The organism is Candidatus Methylacidithermus pantelleriae (assembly GCF_905250085.1).
Classification (GTDB): Bacteria; Verrucomicrobiota; Verrucomicrobiia; order Methylacidiphilales; family Methylacidiphilaceae; genus Methylacidithermus; species Methylacidithermus pantelleriae.
On record NZ_CAJNOB010000001.1, the window covers coordinates 177,818 to 192,774 of the forward strand.

General features: G+C 57.3%; 12 protein-coding genes. 10 read left to right on the plus strand and 2 right to left on the minus strand.

What is annotated here, in order from left to right:
* Positions 1–178 precede the first annotated feature (178 nt).
* From tilS to KK925_RS00830, 4 genes are all read left to right on the plus strand, one after another.
* Positions 179–1,183 (plus strand): tRNA lysidine(34) synthetase TilS, encoded by a 1,005-nt coding sequence (gene tilS, locus KK925_RS00815; RefSeq protein WP_174581696.1) that lies wholly within the window; start codon positions 179–181, stop codon positions 1,181–1,183.
* On the plus strand, positions 1,180–1,965 hold the full coding sequence (locus KK925_RS00820) for a pseudouridine synthase (RefSeq protein WP_174581697.1): 786 nt from the start codon (positions 1,180–1,182) through the stop codon (positions 1,963–1,965). The genes tilS and KK925_RS00820 overlap by 4 nt, the downstream gene beginning before the upstream one ends.
* Positions 1,966–1,976: 11 nt before the next feature.
* Positions 1,977–3,425: an argininosuccinate lyase gene (gene argH / locus KK925_RS00825; protein WP_174581698.1), complete on the plus strand. Its 1,449-nt coding sequence runs from the start codon at positions 1,977–1,979 to the stop codon at positions 3,423–3,425.
* 154 nt (positions 3,426–3,579) lie between these two features.
* A complete protein-coding gene (locus KK925_RS00830; RefSeq protein WP_214096177.1) occupies positions 3,580–4,110 on the plus strand; it encodes a hypothetical protein in 531 nt (176 codons plus the stop codon).
* Positions 4,111–4,287: 177 nt separating this feature from the next.
* On the opposite strand, the gene KK925_RS00835 is transcribed toward KK925_RS00830, so the two are convergent.
* A complete protein-coding gene (locus tag KK925_RS00835; protein ID WP_174581700.1) occupies positions 4,288–6,000 on the minus strand; it encodes a cytochrome c biogenesis protein in 1,713 nt (570 codons plus the stop codon).
* A gap of 318 nt (positions 6,001–6,318) precedes the next feature.
* Here KK925_RS00835 and KK925_RS00840 point away from each other — a divergent pair, with 318 nt between their 5' ends.
* Complete coding sequence (locus tag KK925_RS00840) at positions 6,319–7,608, plus strand: bifunctional 3,4-dihydroxy-2-butanone-4-phosphate synthase/GTP cyclohydrolase II (RefSeq protein ID WP_328706677.1); 1,290 nt, start codon at positions 6,319–6,321, stop codon at positions 7,606–7,608.
* A gap of 57 nt (positions 7,609–7,665) precedes the next feature.
* Here the strand turns inward: KK925_RS00840 and KK925_RS00845 are convergent, their stop codons facing one another.
* On the minus strand, positions 7,666–8,547 hold the full coding sequence (locus KK925_RS00845; RefSeq protein WP_174581701.1) for a hypothetical protein: 882 nt from the start codon (positions 8,545–8,547) through the stop codon (positions 7,666–7,668).
* Positions 8,548–8,816: 269 nt separating this feature from the next.
* On the opposite strand from KK925_RS00845, the gene rpsB reads away from it, so the two are divergent.
* The 5 genes from rpsB (at position 8,817) to thiE (ending at position 14,836) form a co-directional block, all read left to right on the plus strand.
* On the plus strand, positions 8,817–9,536 hold the full coding sequence (rpsB, locus tag KK925_RS00850) for a 30S ribosomal protein S2 (RefSeq protein WP_174581702.1): 720 nt from the start codon (positions 8,817–8,819) through the stop codon (positions 9,534–9,536).
* Positions 9,537–9,584: 48 nt separating this feature from the next.
* Positions 9,585–10,190, plus strand: a complete 606-nt coding sequence (gene tsf / locus KK925_RS00855) for a translation elongation factor Ts (RefSeq protein WP_236027795.1) — start codon at positions 9,585–9,587, stop codon at positions 10,188–10,190.
* 94 nt (positions 10,191–10,284) lie between these two features.
* Positions 10,285–11,706: an acetyl-CoA carboxylase biotin carboxylase subunit gene (gene accC / locus KK925_RS00860; RefSeq protein WP_174581703.1), complete on the plus strand. Its 1,422-nt coding sequence runs from the start codon at positions 10,285–10,287 to the stop codon at positions 11,704–11,706.
* Between the two features lie 2,054 nt (positions 11,707–13,760).
* Positions 13,761–14,042 (plus strand): hypothetical protein, encoded by a 282-nt coding sequence (locus tag KK925_RS00865; protein WP_174581704.1) that lies wholly within the window; start codon positions 13,761–13,763, stop codon positions 14,040–14,042.
* Between the two features lie 125 nt (positions 14,043–14,167).
* Positions 14,168–14,836 (plus strand): thiamine phosphate synthase, encoded by a 669-nt coding sequence (gene thiE, locus KK925_RS00870; protein ID WP_174581705.1) that lies wholly within the window; start codon positions 14,168–14,170, stop codon positions 14,834–14,836.
* The last annotated feature ends 121 nt before the right edge of the window (positions 14,837–14,957 follow it).

Consider the following 14,957-nt stretch of genomic DNA (forward strand, 5'->3'; position numbering starts at 1 on the left):
GTCGAATCATGTGGCGCGGGGGCTAGGCCAGGCACGAACCCGGCGCCGTGGTTGGGACTCCGGGTCTTGCTGGTCCTCGGGAGTTGCCCGGGGTTTGGGAAGGATCTAGGTTACGAGACGAACCCTTGGCACCAGCTTAAAAGAAAAGGACGCGAGGACGCAGGGGAAGGGAAAAGGGATGGAAACTTTGGGAAGCCAGGATGGGACAATAGCCCGTTACACAGGCTCGAGGGTCGTGGATCAGTCGTGGGGAACGAAAAGACCCGGTCGTTCCTGCCAGCGGCACCCGCTTGTGCAGGTAGTGGAAGCGTTGCCCCCGCGGGTCATGGCGGGGGTATCCGGCGGGATGGATTCCAGGGCTCTTTTGCATGCTTTGGCTTGTGCGGGAAAGGAGGTCATTGTGGTCCATTGGGATCACGCTTGGAGGACCGATAGTTGGCAGGATCGGGAGTGGGTGGAGAAACTTGCCTCTGGCTACGGGTTTCCGTGCCTTTGGGAGCGGGCTTGCAGCTCGGGGAAGCGCAGCGAGGCCGAAGCGCGAAGGGAGCGGTGGGCCTTTTTTTTGCGAGCAAGCCAGCAATGTGGTTGCTCGGAGCTCGTTCTTGCCCATCATGCGGATGACCAGGTCGAGACGGTTCTTTTCCGGCTGTTTCGGGGGACGGCTGGCGGCGCCGGAGGCATGCGTGCTCGATCCCGCCAGAATGGTCTTACGGTGCACCGACCCTGGTTAGGATTTTGGAAGGAAGACATTTTCCAGTATGCTTGCCGGGAGGGACTCCAGTGGCGGGAGGATTCATCGAACGAGGAGCTTCGTTACGTGAGGAACCGGTTACGGAGGGAACTTTTTCCATGGGTGGAAAGGAATCTCCGACTCCCCGCACGACGCTCTCTTTTGCGTTTTGCCCAGATTCAACAGGAACTGGTGGATTGGTTGGATGTGGTTGTGGCTCCCCATGTGGAAAATCCAGTTTTGAATGTGGCTACGCTTCGGGCTTTGCCGGTTGCGGTGGCCCGCCACTTGGTGTTTCGGTGGCTCCAATCCCGGGGCGTCCATGACATCGGTTTTGACGAGGTTGAAGGAGTGCGGCATCTGGCGGATCCGGGAGCCGCGTCGCGTTGCAATCTTCCTTGCGGGTGGCACGCTCGGCGTCGGGCAGGAAACATTGTTGTAGAAACCCGATGAGACTGAACCAGTACCTTGCACGTGCAGGATTAGGATCCCGGCGCTTTTGCGAAGAGCTCATCCGGGCGGGGCGCGTGGAAGTAAATGGCAGGGTCGTCCGGGAGCTGCACATTCGAGTCGGCCCTGCGGAGGAAGTCAAGCTTGATGGACGAACCGTGCGGCCTTGTCCTCGATGGGTCGTTCTCCTTCATAAACCTCGGGGTTACCTCTGTACGAGCCGGGATCCGCAAGGGAGAAAAACGATCTTTGAGCTTTTGCCTCCCGATCTTCCTCGGCTCTTTTATGTCGGAAGGTTGGATCGCCAAAGTGAGGGACTAGTACTTTTGACCAACGATGGGATCTTGGCGCAGGCGATCAGCCGACCCCGATTCAAGATCCCCAAACGATACCAGGTCTGGGTGGACCGGCCGATCGGAGACGCTGAACGACGCTTGTTGTGCCAGGGGATTATTCTGGAGGGACGGCTCTGCCGGTGTGCCGAGGTTCGGCAGCGGGGGGATCGCCAGTTGGAGATCGTTCTAGAGGAAGGAGCTAAGCGCCAGATCCGGCGCATGCTCGAGAAGCTCGGATACCGGGTCAAGAGGTTGATCCGGACACATATTGGAGGGTTCTCCCTTCGCGGTTTGCCCCCGGGGGCTTGGAGAAAAGTCTCGCCGGAGGAACTCCAAAGGGCGCTCAATTTAGGCTGCGTAGGAGCCTTACGAGCTGAACCCTCGACCGGGCCTGGCCCGTGGGCGTTGTCCTATCCCTTGGGCTATGGGGAGAATGGGTCGGCTAAGTAGAGGGCACGCTTATGGGTGAAGACTCCGAGAAGCTCGCGTCCAGTGGCGGGCCAAAGCCGCTATGGGGGGGACGTTTTACCGAAAAACCCCATCCTTTGTTTTTGCAATTTACCCAGTCTGTCAGCTATGACCGGCGGCTTTACCGGCAGGAGATAACCGTGTGGCGCGCCTACGCTCAGATGCTCGAAAGCGTTGGACTTCTCACGGGAGAGGAGCGTGCCGAAATCTTCCAAGGCCTGGACGAGATCGAAAGGGAGATCGAACAAGGGAGCTTTCCGTGGTCGCTCGAAAGGGAAGATCTCCATATGAATCTCGAAGCCGAGCTAACCCGCAAGACAAAAGCCGCCTCCAAGCTTCATGCCGGAAGGAGCCGGAACGATCTTGTCGCAACAACAACGCGTCTATGGGTTAAGGAGACCATTGGTAGTGTTCTTAGTCGAATCAGGGGTTTGCAGAAAAGCCTTGTGGGGCTGGGCATGCGATACAAGGATCTCCTTCTGCCCGGCTATACGCATCTCCAGCGGGCTCAACCCGTTCTTTTGGCCCACCATCTTTTGGCCTACGTGGAGATGTTGGAGAGGGATGCCCGCCGGCTACAGGACTGTCTTATGGGAACGGATGTGCTCCCGCTTGGCAGTGGCGCCCTTGCAGGGAGCACGCTCCCTTTGGATCGGAAGCTTTTGGCCCGGCTTTTAGGCTTTCGGGAGATTGCTCGCAACTCGATGGATGCCGTAAGTGACCGGGACTACGTGGTGGAGTTTTGCAGCGCCTGCGTGCTTTTGGGGGTTCATCTTTCGCGCCTGGCGGAGGATCTGATTCTTTGGTCAAGCGCTGAATTTGGTTTCCTCCGGCTACCGGAGGGCTTTACGAGCGGATCCAGCCTTATGCCCCAAAAGCGAAACCCAGACGTCCTGGAACTGGTCCGGGGCAAATCGGGGCGACTTCTGGGCAACCTCGTGGCACTGGTAACGATGCTCAAGGGATTGCCCATGACCTACAATCGGGACATGCAGGAGGATAAGGAACGGCTTTTTGACACAGCCGATACGGTGCTTGGCTCGTTGCAAGTTTTGGCCCTGATGCTCGACGGTGCCGAAATCGATCGCAACCAGTGTGAGCGAGCCGCGTCGGATCCCTCGCTTTTGGCCACCGACTTAGTGGAATGGCTTGTAGTGATTCATGGAGTCCCATTTCGACATGCTCATGGGATGATCGGAAAGCTCGTTGCCCTTGCCGAGCAAAGGGGGATTTCGCTCGCAGACCTCCCGGTGGAGGTGGGAAAGGAAGCTTGCCCTTTTTGGGGCCCCCCGATGCGAGAGCTCCTGGAAAGTAAAAAAAGCCTATTTCGTCGCCAGACGGTAGGTGCTCCTCATCCCAAAAGCGTGGAAGCGGAGCTTACGCGGTGGCAGAAACGACTGGGCCGCGCGGAGCGTCCATCCCAAAAGTCCGACGAGGGCTAGGTTGCTTACTGTGCAAAAAAGTCGTTCCAACCGGGATCGGGTTAGAAGCCAGCCTCTCGGGAAGCCGATAATGTCGCCAACAAAAGAGCGCCTGTGAAAACTGGCCAAGCGACGCAAAAGGTGATTTGCGCAGCTATGCTGGCATTCGTAGTGTATGAACAGAAGGAGGTTTTGTAAGGAATTGGTGCACAAGAGAATCGTTCGGCAGAGGTTGAGAAAGTCCCAGTGCCTCTTTTTTCCGCCGAGCTGGGTCGCGTGGGTCGTTCTTGGGATACTGGCTTGGGGGCTAAGTGGTTGCGGGTATGGTGGGGGAAAGGGCGGTGGTGAAAAAGTGGTTTCAGAGAAGCTCGCTGGAGCTTCGCTGGAGCAGACCAAGAGGGATTTCGAGGCCTACCTCAATCGGGAAATTGCCGATATCCTCCGTTATTCTCCCGGGTACACCGCTACCGTGAAAAACCTCTCGCTTGGTCCGAGCCAGCGACATAAAGGCTGGGCTATTGCGGAATGGGACACGGTCCTGGCGTACAAGGGCGAGGTTTTTGATACCTTGCACTACACGGCGGAACTTCCGGATATTGGCGAGGGCAGACTTAGCTGGTTTAACTCGACCGAGATGCCTCGATGGAGACAGAGTCTCGAGACTCGCGTGGTGAACCACTGGAAGCGGCGCACTGGATCGAAGTAAAGACAAAGGAAAGGGCGACGAGCCATCGTGGCGCCGGCCCTGCCTGGTGGCCCACTGGTTGTGAGATCTCCACAGGTGGGGGACTAAGGGACTCGCTAGGGCCAAAGCCTGGTTTCTTCCCTATTTCCAAAGGAAGCGAGCTTCTTGGGAGGCTTTTGAGAGGGCCATGGCAGGGAGTTATCCCTTGGTTGCAGGACGTGAAAGAGCCCCGGAAGCGGGAATCGCCGAGCCGGTGTTTGAGGCGGCAAGCCGCCGGTAGAGCGCGAACCCCGCCAGCGAGAGTTCCACAACGCCAAACGCAAGCGCATAGGGAAGACCTCCGGACCCAAAGCCGTAACTATGCAATCCTTTGCCGAGGACAAAATTCACTCCGTACCAGGCCATAAGCACGCAAAGGAAACCCACGAGCGACCCAATCGCCAATCCAAATCCGGACCACCATCCTAGCAACCGTCCATGAAGAACGACCAGGTAACAGAGCAGCGTAATGAGTGCCCATGTCTCCTTGGGGTCCCAGTCCCAGAATCTCCCCCAGGAGTAGTTCGCCCAAACGGCTCCCATCACGGTACCTGTGGCTAGCAGGAGTACGCCGATCTGGAGCGTTCGGTAAATGTAGGTCTGGAGCATGGGATCCTCGGTTCCCGGGAGTCGCCTGCGAATGAAACGCCAAAGGTAAATGTGCCCGAGCCCCATGGCCAAGGCAAAGGCAGCATACCCGAGGGTGATGGTAAGGACGTGAGCGATCAGCCAAAAATTATTCCGCAACACGGGTACGAGCGGTTGGATGGTGGGATCAAAAAGAGCCGGCTGGGTATCTGCGACAAACAATCCCACACAGGAAAACGGTAATGCACCAAGGAGCACGTAGCGGGAGTGATAAAAGGCGTCGAGCAAAAGCGCTAGTAAAACCACCCCGAACGTTACCCAGAGAATACTTTCGTACATGTTGGCGACCGGAGGTCTGCCAGCCAGAATCACCCGAGCGACAAAACCGTACAGCTGGCTTAAAAGACCAATCTGAACCAGAAGGTAGCCCACGCGATATCCCACCTGTTCTTTCCATCGTGCAGTAAGCAAAAGCGTCACGGCTGCAGCTCCGTACGCAACGGCCGCCCATCTCCACGGGTCCAGATGCATATACTCGTATTCAAAGACCAGGACTTCTTTGTCAGGATAAAAGTCAGGCGCCAGTCCCAGGCATTCACGTGCGAGTTGTTTCCCCCCCTCTTCGACTTGCCGCTGGTCGCCGGCAAGGAACCCGGACCGGAGCATCTGGTAGCTTGCCAAAAGCGCTTGCAGTCGCTCTGAGGGGTAATAGCGAATCGCTTCCTCTAACGGGACCCATGAGCCACGGGGAGAGCGAGGATCTGGGATGATAGCCACCGAGCGGCCGCTCTGAAGGGCTTCATAGGTCTCCAATCGCTTCCAAAGAGCTTCCAGTTCCCGCTTTGGCACACCGGCAAGCGACTCAACCGAGCCTTGTGCCGGTCCCAGCAAGGCCGGAACAAGTTTGCGCAGTTGCGGGTTTTGGGAAAGGGACGAAAAGGCAACATATCGCTCTTGGGGATTCAAACCGAGGATCTTCCGCAACTGGGCCGATTCCACGAGGATCACCGGGCGGTCTTTCCATCGTTCTGGCACAAGCCATAGGCCAAGGGTTAGGTCAAGAAAATCTACCGTTCCCTCCTGTAGGGCCATCCGGGGTTTGCCACAGATTTCGAGGGCCATTTCATAGGCAAAGGTAGGAAAGGGTTTTTTTCTACCTCGATGTTGCACGGCGAGAAGCGCAAAGTCTTTCCCATGAGCTAATGGCTCGCCTCGTCCAATCCCAAGGGGCAAAAGAAAGAATAGGCCGACAATCGAGAGGAGAATCCATCGACAAAGACGCATTCACTAATTATATGGGGTTTGGCGGTCGCTTGCACAAGGAACAAAAAACCCCGAGCGCACAGGCGAAACAAAAAGGGTTTCGGACCAACCGGATCCCTCTCAATCGTTTCCTTTTTGTGAACCGCGGCCTTATCCCATTGAGCTAGCGTTTCTGAGTGGGACATCCGGCGGGAGAAACAGGCTCATGACTCCTGGGAAAGAAGGCTGAGCAGGGGGGAGGTGCTTGCTCCAAAAGGAGGGAGAACGTATGTTGGAGCGACCTAGGTTCGGACCATCGGGTGAGAAGCTTGGGAAAAAGCGAAAAAACGGAGGGCGTCCTTGGAACCCATCCCCACGGAGATCCGGTTTAACTCGATCGAAGAGGCTCTGGAGGAGCTTCGGAAGGGGAAGCTTGTCATCGTTGTCGATGACGAGCAAAGAGAGAACGAAGGCGATTTTGTGGGGGCTGCAGAGCTTTGCACTCCTGAAATGATCAACTTTATGGCGCGTTACGGCCGCGGACTCATTTGTGCGGCCATTTCCGAGGAGCGTGCAAGAGAGCTTGACCTCCCATGGATGGTCCAGCCCCACGAAAACACGGCCCTGCATGGGACGCCGTTTACGGTTTCGGTTGATTACATAGTAGGGACGACCACCGGAATTTCGGCGCTTGACCGTGCGCGAACGGTTCGCGCGCTGGCGGATCCAAAGGCCCGCCGGGAGGATTTTTGTCGGCCCGGCCACGTGTTTCCCTTGCGTGCTCGGGAAGGGGGGGTGCTGCGCAGGGCCGGCCATACAGAGGCAGCGGTAGATCTGGCTCGTTTAGCTGGATTATATCCGGCGGGGGTGCTTGTTGAGATTATGAACGAGGATGGGACGATGGCTCGGGTGCCCGAACTTGGGGAAGTCGCTCGTCGATTTGGGCTTGCGATTATTACCATCAAAGACTTAATCGCGTATCGGCTCCGTCGGGAGAGTTTGGTCGAAAAGCTCCTTACCGTATCTCTCCCCACCACATGGGGCGAGTTTGAACTGGTGGCCTTTGAGGATCGGATTACCCAAGAGGAGCACCTAGCGCTGGTCTGTGGCCGATGGGATCCCGACGAGGCCATCCTGGTTCGGGTCCATTCCCAGTGTGTAACAGGCGATGTCTTTCATTCTCTGCGGTGTGATTGCGGGATGCAACTGGAACGGGCGCTTGAGCGGATTGCCAAGGAAGGCAAAGGAGTACTTGTCTACCTTCGGCAGGAAGGGCGTGGCATTGGTTTACGGAACAAGCTTAAGGCTTACCGCTTGCAAGAGGAGCAGGGCCTGGACACGGTAGAAGCTAATCTGGCCCTTTCGCTGGCACCGGATAATCGGGATTACGGGATTGGCTGCCAAATTCTGCGGGCTTTGGGAGTGCGGAGGATGCGGTTGCTGACGAATAATCCGGTGAAACGGATCGGTCTTTCGGGCTACGGGCTAGAAATCGTGGAACGCGTTCCCATCTACGGAACGATTACACCGCATAATCGGCATTATCTCAAAACCAAGGCGACCAAACTGGGGCATCTTTTCCCTGCCTGGCTATTCCAGGGCGAAATCCAGGAGCATGGCCCGGGGGAAACGAGAGATGGGTCAAGCTAGCCCCAAAGGCCAGCCACCTCCTGGGATTTTCGGCCCAAGGGAGCGAAACGATTCTCGCTATTGGGGAGGATTTACCTCAATCGTGGGGAGACCGGAAGAAAACGGAACGGACGTGGTCCCTGGGGAAGAAAAAGATTCTTGCCTATGCGATGCGGGCGAGGAGGAAGCCCGGGCATTGGACGCAAGCTCTTTTTCCATCCACATGGAACCGATCCGATCCAAGCGGGTTCGGGTTCCGGTCCCATCCTTCAAGGCGGAATACACCAGAGCCTGTTCTTGGTAGCTAAGCCAGGGGCCCGGAGGCACTTCCTCGGCATCCACGAAACGCCAGTCACAAACCGAAGTTGCTTCCAGTCCAAGATAGGTTTTTACAGCTGGGGAAACATCCAGCCCAGCACGGGTGTAGGTATTCGGCCGGTCATTCCCAAATACGTAGGAGGCGTGATCGTAACGCAAGGGTCCCACATCTTCCCACTGGGCATAGGCGGTCTTGCCCCGGTGCCGGATTTCCACCCATTTCCCTTTGCAACGGGAACGCTCTCCAAAGTTGGGTTTCCACCACGCAGGAACCCATTTGCGGGCCAATTCCGGGTACTTGAGATCGTTAAAGGGCAGGGCGACGTAAAAGGGGTTGCGCGTAGCAGCAAATCGTCTGGGGCAGGGTCCGGCTCGGTGGTTAGGATCATCAAAGCCCCCGTAGCTCCGGATCCAGTGAAGATCCCACGCGCTGGCGTAATTGGTCGCGCTACTAATCGGAGTTCTTCCCTCTCCAATCCAGAAAACAGTCGTTATAATGTTTCGATGCCATGGGTAGGTGTGCTTGGGACGCGAGCTGGGAAAGCCACGCTCGGTGCCTGGATCGGAAAGGGAAACCTCTGCTCGAAGGAAGCTAGCCTTGGCAAGGACAAAGGAGCAAAGGAAGACCAGGGCAAGCGCCACACCTTTTGATGGATGGGGAAGGGGCACCATGAGCCTTTGCGCCAGCGAGAAAAACCGCCGCGATCATGGAAGAAAAGGGGGACGCAGGTCAATCTTTTTTTTCTTCTTCCGGTCGATTTTTCCATGCAAAAGCTTCCCTTGCGAAGGTTGTCGCGGACAGGCATTGTTATTTTCCTTGTCAAGGGAAAGAGGATAGGTTAGCGGTATGCCCTCTAGTAGCTAGATCCGCGCATGGGGATAGGCTTTAGCCTATCGGGTGAGGATGGAACATGGTTGATCCAAAGCTTCTCGTAGAAGCGGGCGTTCACTTTGGGCACCGGACGGACCGGTGGCACCCGAAGATGAAGCCCTACATTCTGGAAGCCCGCAATGGGGTTCATTTGATCAACGTGGAAAAGACCGCGCAACTTTTGGAAAAGGCTTGCCGGTTTCTGCGGGAGGTAGCTGCTCGAGGGGAGAAGGTTCTCTTTGTCGGATGCAAAAAACAGGCCCAGGGTCTTGTGGAGGAGCTCGCAAAAAAAACCGATTCTTTTTATGTAAAGGAACGGTGGCTTGGGGGGATGTTGACCAATTTGGCGACCATTCGCAAATCGGTCGGGCGGCTGCGTTGGATCGAGGAGTTGGAAGCCAAGGGTCTTTTGGAACAGATGCCCAAAAAGGAAGTGTCTAGCCTTCGCCGGGAGGCAGCGCGGCTCCGTCGCAGCTTGGATGGGATTCGGGACATGGAAAGACTGCCGGGAGCGGTGATCCTTGTAGATGTCGTGAAAGAGGCCATAGCGGTTCATGAGGCCCGGCGGTGCCGGGTTCCCAGTATCGGGATTGTGGACACCAATGGAAACCCGGAGCTTGTCGACATTCCCATTCCGGGCAACGACGATTCGATCCGTTCCCTTCGGGCCTTGTTGGAACCTCTCGCTCAGGCCATTCTGGAGGGAAGAAGCGAGGGATCACCGCATGAGTCCTCAGAACTTGCGACGGTCGAACCTTAGAGGAAGGATCAGGAGCTGGGCACTCCTGGTCGAGAGGTATAGCAATCCGTGAAGGAGAAGATTCAGATTTCGACCGAGCTCGTGCGTGCGCTCCGGGAAAAGACGGGAGCCGGGATCATGGACTGCAAGAGGGCTTTGGAGGCGTGCGGGGGGGATCTTGAGGAAGCCCAAAAGTGGCTTTTCCGGCAAGGGGCAGCCGTTGCAGAACGCAAGGCCGGGCGGCAGGCAAAGGAAGGGGTCATTGCCTCCTACGTTCATGTGGGGGATCGGATCGGGGTCTTGGTTGAGGTGAACTGTGAGACGGATTTTGTCGCGCGGACCCCGCAATTTCGCGAGCTGGTCAAAGATTTGACCCTTCAAATTGCCGCCGCGGCCCCTCTGTACGTTTCTCGCAACGACGTGCCACCGGCTGAGATCCGTGCCCAGGAACAGGCGATTGCCCAGGAGCATTCAGGCAAGCCCCCTGCGGTGGTAGAACGCATCGTGGCGGGGAAGCTGGAAAAGTATTACGCGACGGTTTGCCTTCTCGAACAGCCTTTTGTAAAAGATCAAAATATTACGGTAGCAGAGCTTATTGCCTCCAAAATCCAAGAGCTAGGGGAGAATATCGTCGTACGACGTTTCGTGCGATATCAGTTGGGCGAGACCGCCTAGGCGTTGACGCAAGGCAGCCGCTGAGGACTTGGAGAGGGGAAACGCTTGGGGTTTAAACCCCGAGGGAGAGAAGGGAAAACCTGTCGAAGTCCGTATGTTCAAAAAGGTCCTTGTTGCCAACCGTGGGGAGATCGCCGTACGCATCATTCGAGCTTGTAAAGAGCTCGGCATTCGCACGCTGGCGGTTTACTCCGACTGTGATGCCCAGGCGCTTCATGTCCGCCTTGCCGACGAGGCCGTCTGCATCGGGCCGGGCCCGAGTACAGAAAGTTATTTGAAGATCGATCGGATCATCAGCGCAGCCGAGATCGGTGATGTGGACGCGTTGCACCCTGGATACGGTTTTTTAGCAGAAAACCCGTACCTGGCAGAGATCTGCCAGAGCTGTAAGATCACCTTTATTGGCCCTCCCCTCGAGGCCATCCGGACTATGGGAAACAAGGCACTGGCACGCTCCATTGCACGCCGGGCCGGTGTGCCGGTGGTGCCTGGAAGCGAGGGAACGATAGAGTCGGAGCAGGACGCGTTGCGGATCTGCCGGCAGATTGGTTATCCGGTTTTGATCAAAGCAGCGGCCGGAGGAGGAGGAAGGGGAATGCGGGTGGCTCACAATGACGTGAGCCTTCTCCAGGCTTTCGTGGCCGCTCGGATGGAGGCCGAAAAGAGCTTTGGGAATGGAGAGCTGTATGTAGAGCGGCTGATTGAAAAACCCAGGCATGTGGAGTTCCAGATTTTGGCTGACCGCCAGGGAAAGATTATCCATCTGGGGGAGAGGGACTGTTCCATCCAGCGAAGACACCAGAAGCTTGTGGAGGAGTGTCCGTCCCCGGGGATGGATCCTGCCCTGCGTCGCAAGATGGGTCGGGCCAGTGTGCGGATCGCCGAGGCGGTAGGCTACCAGAATGTAGGGACGGTGGAATTTCTCGTGGATCGATCGGGAAACTTCTATTTTATCGAGATGAACACTCGGATCCAGGTAGAACATCCGGTAACGGAAGAGGCCTACGGGGTTGACCTGGTTAAGCAGCAAATTCTTCTCGCCGCAGGCGTTCCCCTGGGAAAGGAGTGGGATGAGCTTGTGCCGAGCAGGCACGCGATTGAGCTTCGCATCAATGCCGAGGATCCCTTGGATGATTTTCGCCCTTACCCGGGAACCGTCACCCGGTTGCACGTCCCGGGCGGTCCGGGGGTGCGCTTTGATTCTTTTCTTGTAGCCGGCAGCTCGGTTCCCCCGTACTACGACTCTCTTCTTGGGAAGCTGATTGCTTTTGGGGAGAATCGGGAGGTTGCCTTGCAAAGACTGGCTCGTGCTCTGGAGGAAATGGAAATTGTGGGTGTTCCTACGACCCTTGCGCTGGGCCGGATGCTGGTGAGAAACCCCGATTTTCGACGGGGAGACTACTCCGTTGACTTTTTAGAAGAGTTACTGTCGGATCGAAAGACCCTTTGGGAAACCGCTTCCCCCGTGTCAACGGGTCTCGGGAAACCCGAGGAGGTTTCCGAGGTTGTTCCATAGGAAAAAAGGACGTAGCTCGGCACCGCGGAGGGGTGCTCCGCTGCTAAGATATCTGGTGATTTGCCCAGTTGCCTATCCCGGTGAACTTGCGCGTCTGGGCCAACCAGCTGGGTTTTGGCTATGAGACGGGTTGGCGGATAACAAAGGAGCGGCGCTTGCCAGTTCTGTGCGCATAGCTGCCAACCGGAAGGGTGATCGCGCATGCGGAGGGTGAGCGGCCCTACGGTGTCGCCCTCTCCGGGCGAGTGTCGGGTGTCGATCAAAAGGCGGATCTGGAGCGGTAACTGACTCGGCTCCTCTTACGTGCGCTCTAAACCAATGGCTGCGGATCCTCAAAAAGAGGTCGGTTTCGGAAAGAACGGCCACCGGAAAGGATTCGTAGGATGGCTCGGAGACCCTAAGATTGGCGTCAACCCTGGTCGAAAGTCGCGACCGGCTGATGCGCTTCGGCTTCGAGTATGGGGAAGCGGCGCTGGCCGCGTAGAGCCGGTCGGTCTTCGTGGTGGATCTGAAAGAGACGACCCGCGATATCGTGCGCGATCTCCTTGAGGTGAACGTCTTGATGTGTGCTAGACTCTACGGGAGAAGAGGGATCTTAGCCGGAACCAAGCGAAGAGATCGCTGGGAGCGATTCCTGGTTAAGAGCTCGCCGTTTTCACCTATGAGATACGGCTCAAGCTAATATGCGAGCGCGTGGCGTTGGGCTATGTCAGGCTCTACGGCCGGGCGAAAGCCGTCGCTATTTGCGTGGAGACAGGCTTGGCGTTTTGCGGAAGGAACTCAAGTGATCTTTCCTGCGCCGGTTCGGTATTACCGGGCCATAGTGTATCGCCATCCGGATCTTTCTTGAAGGGAAAACGGCGTCGATCTAGGAAAGGCGGCCCCAGTTGATGGAGGACGTCAAAGGGCGGATCCCAAGAGCAGAGGAAGCGACTTACTGGCTGGAGGAGGAGAAGCCGGGATCAAACGTTATCCACTAGAAAAAAGGACTACTGGCCATCCTGCGGGCCAAGCTTGATGGGCTTCTGGCCGATCAGGAGCCCGTCCGGGTCCCGTTCTACTTCGGTTTCCGCCGTCTATTTCGCAAACCGTTTTTTTCTGGCAGAGAGCGGATACGCTACCTACGCCGACTGGAAGAAGGATTGGGAGGCGGAGGGGAGGAATCCGTCTTTCGTACTGGCCCCCCAGGACGACGCGGCGGACAATCCGTTCTGCCAAGCTGCCGTTGCCCCGGACGGCGACCTGTAGCTGCGGTTGCGGTTGCCGGATCAATGGGAAAGCCCGGGCAAGTGTCTGGTTCTGGACGGTGTGGGCTTGGCCTAGGGGCAAGGAGGCGAGTCGAGAAGCTCTCCGCGCCAATTGGATCGTGACGGGGACGACCAAAGACGTGCAAGCGCTTTTGGAAGCGGGAGGGATCGGCGCTAAGTTTCCGTGTTGTGCGGGATCGGAAAGGCCGGCAGGTGTTCACAAGCATTGAGGGGCAAGCCTCTCCCCCGGGTGACACGCCAACTTGCCGCAGTGGTGAGGATCGACACCCACGGAGAGGATCTTCCTTGGGCCAAAACGGGTCGCTTCGGCAATCTTGTGGGAGCTCGCCTCCCATTACGTCTGTAGGGCAAGAGCAACGACCAGGCCAAAGCGATCCTGGGTGATGCGTCCCGAGCGGTCGTCCCGGCTTGCGTAGAATCCGGCAAGCCGCTGGTCGGTTGAGCGGCTGGATCTCGGCAAGAGGAAGGACCAGGTGCAGTCGGTCAACCCCCGGTACCGGCTCGCTTTTTTCCTTCGCCTACTCTAGAACCCTCGGGATGCTCAAAGGGAGCCGCCTTTGGCGCTGGAGGTGACGTCATCGAAAGAAGCCGCGGCCGACACTTCCGTGATCGGCGCGGTGAATCACGCGTATCAAGACGGCGTTCTCCACGGCGCGGCCTCGCGCCGCCGCTCGGAAAAGGACCGGGCCTATCCAAGCGTTTTTCCGTGCGGGAGGTTGTCGTACCAGCCTGCAACGGCGGCCGTGTCACAATCGGCCTACTTGCAAGGAATCGGACGAAGCATGTATGGTCGATTGTATGGCGGACATCCGGCAGGGGCTCCGAGCGGCGCAGACAGTGATTCTTCCGTCGGGAGGGAATCGAGTGCCTCTGGCGGCCTTTGCCTCCAGAAGCGCGGGCATTGTGGGTGAAATCCCGGCACGCGCTCGGCCGGCAGGGCTCTTCGGCAGGCGCCCGGGACGATCTTCCCCGATTGGGGAATCCTTCTTTGGCCTTTTGGGGAACGGTGGTCAGGGCCAAAGCCAGGGGAAAGAAACGAGACACTCCAAAAAAAGACTCCGGCGGTAGGCTCTTGATGAAAAAACCCAGCAGAGGTTTCTTTGGAGTCAGATGTGGGTTTTTCCCAAAGGCACAATAGAGGCTTTGGCTTGAGAAGGATACCGGGAGGTCCGGGTGCCGAAGGAGGACAAGGGATGCCGACTGAATCGGCCATCGAGCGGAAATGGCGGCTGAGTCAAGCCAGGCTCTACGTCATTTTGGATCTTGCCTATCTGGCTCCTGAGGAAGTGCTGGCGGTGGCACAAAAAGCGCTTGCGGGGGGTGCCGATCTTCTGCAGCTCCGCGCCAAAGGACGAAGCTTGGTGGAATTGTTCCCCATCGCCCGCGAACTGGCACGAATCTGCCGGGATCGGGGAGCTTTGTGCATCATGAATGATTGGCCTGAGCTTGCCGAGCAAAGCGGTGCTGATGGGGTCCATCTGGGCCAGGAGGATCTTTCCATAGGCGAAGCACGCAAGCTACTGGGACCCCAAGCCATTATCGGGCAGTCAACGCATAGCTTGGAGCAAGCCATGGGCGCGGAACAACAAGGGGCTGATTATATAGGAATTGGCCCCATCTTCTGGACGCCGACCAAGCCGGCAGCTCGCCCGGTTGGGTTGGGAGTCATTAGGGAAGTGGCTCAAAGGGTACGCATCCCGCAATTCTGTATCGGTGGGATCAACTGCGAAACCCTTCCCCAAGTCCTGGCGGCTGGAGGAAGGCGGGTTGCGGTTGTCTCAGCTGTCTGCAAAAGCCACGATGCCGAAGACGCTTGTCGCCAGTTAAAGTCACTCCTTGCTGCCGTCGGGCTTTGGGCGTAAGAAAGGCAAGGCTCTTGTGGAAAGAAGAAAACCCATGGCGCTCCGCCTACTTGGATGACTCGCAAAAAGGGTGTCACCAAAGGGAACGGAGGAGCACGAAATGTATAAGTAACCTTCCCAA

Bases quoted from the DNA above. Each gene is read 5' to 3' on its own strand.
- argH (WP_174581698.1), top strand. From the start codon at position 1,977: ATGGGTGAAGACTCCGAGAAGCTCGCGTCCAGTGGCGGGCCAAAGCCG.
- tilS (WP_174581696.1), top strand. From the start codon at position 179: ATGGAAACTTTGGGAAGCCAGGATGGGACAATAGCCCGTTACACAGGC.
- rpsB (WP_174581702.1), top strand. From the start codon at position 8,817: ATGGTTGATCCAAAGCTTCTCGTAGAAGCGGGCGTTCACTTTGGGCAC.
- KK925_RS00830 (WP_214096177.1), top strand. From the start codon at position 3,580: ATGAACAGAAGGAGGTTTTGTAAGGAATTGGTGCACAAGAGAATCGTT.
- thiE (WP_174581705.1), top strand. From the start codon at position 14,168: ATGCCGACTGAATCGGCCATCGAGCGGAAATGGCGGCTGAGTCAAGCC.
- KK925_RS00865 (WP_174581704.1), top strand. From the start codon at position 13,761: ATGGTCGATTGTATGGCGGACATCCGGCAGGGGCTCCGAGCGGCGCAG.
- KK925_RS00835 (WP_174581700.1), bottom strand. From the start codon at position 6,000: ATGCGTCTTTGTCGATGGATTCTCCTCTCGATTGTCGGCCTATTCTTT.
- accC (WP_174581703.1), top strand. From the start codon at position 10,285: ATGTTCAAAAAGGTCCTTGTTGCCAACCGTGGGGAGATCGCCGTACGC.
- KK925_RS00820 (WP_174581697.1), top strand. From the start codon at position 1,180: ATGAGACTGAACCAGTACCTTGCACGTGCAGGATTAGGATCCCGGCGC.